Annotated in this window: 1 protein-coding gene; it reads right to left on the bottom strand. The window is 76.1% G+C overall.

Going from position 1 to position 920, the window contains the following annotated elements; genetic code table 11:
- The coding region (locus E2E34_RS34690; protein WP_439333714.1) for a sigma-70 family RNA polymerase sigma factor at positions 1-917 on the bottom strand (917 nt) is incomplete at its 3' end.
- Positions 918-920 lie beyond the last annotated feature (3 nt).

Below are 920 nucleotides of genomic sequence, written 5' to 3'. Positions count from 1 at the left end.
GCCCCGGCGGTGCCACCCGCCACCAGCCCGGCCGCCTTGACCGCGTATCCGGCGGCGAACCAGCCGATGACCGCGACCGGAAGCAGCGCCGGGATCCCGGCGTTGACATCGCTCAGCTCCCCGGCCGCCACCCGGCACCGCCCGCACTCCTCCAGATGCTTGCGCAACCCCCGCTCGGCCCGCGTCCGCAGCCCGCCCCTGGCGTAGGCGCCGAGCCGGTCGGCGTACCGCGCGCAGTCGCCGCCCGCAGTCAGCGCGGTGCTCACGTGCGCCTGGAGATACGCCTGCTTGAGGCCCTCCCGCGCGCGGGACGCCAGCACCGCCGTGGCGTTCGCCGTGAGCCCGAACAGCGGCGCGACCTCGCTCGGCGACTCCTCCTCGACCGTGGTGTGCCACAGCACGGCCTGCCAGCGCTCGGGCAGGCTGCGGAACGCCTGCATGGCCAGCGTCTGCTCGGCCTCGTGCATGGCCCGTACGTCGGCGCCCAGCTCCAGGGTGTCGTCGTCCGACGCGTCCACCGAACGGGCCGACTGCGCCGCGAAGACCGCGAAGTCCTCGACCAGGTGCTCACGCCTGGCGGTCTTCGTCCACGCCGCCGCGACCCGCCGCACCGTCGTCAGCAGGTACGCCCGCACGGCGTGCGCGGGCCCGGCGCCCCCGCGCACCGCCTGAAGCGTGCGCGCGAAGACCTCGGCCGTCAGGTCGTCGGCGGTGTGGGCGTCCCGGCAGCAGGTACGGGCGTACCGGCGCACGGCGTCGGAGTGCCGCCGGAACAGCTCCTCGTACGCGCTGTCGTCGCCGGCGCGCATCCGCTCGACCAGCGAGGCGTCGGAGGTGGGCGTCGGCGCCGCCGGTCCGCCGCCCCCGTACGCCCTGCCCTCGCGCTGCATGGGAACGCTCGCGTCGTCGCCCTCCACGGC

It is taken from the genome of Streptomyces albidochromogenes, from assembly GCF_005981925.1.
GTDB classification, from domain to species: domain Bacteria; phylum Actinomycetota; class Actinomycetes; order Streptomycetales; family Streptomycetaceae; genus Streptomyces; species Streptomyces albidochromogenes.
The sequence above is the reverse complement of the archived record's forward strand: the minus strand, read 5'-3'. Positions and strand labels throughout refer to the sequence as shown.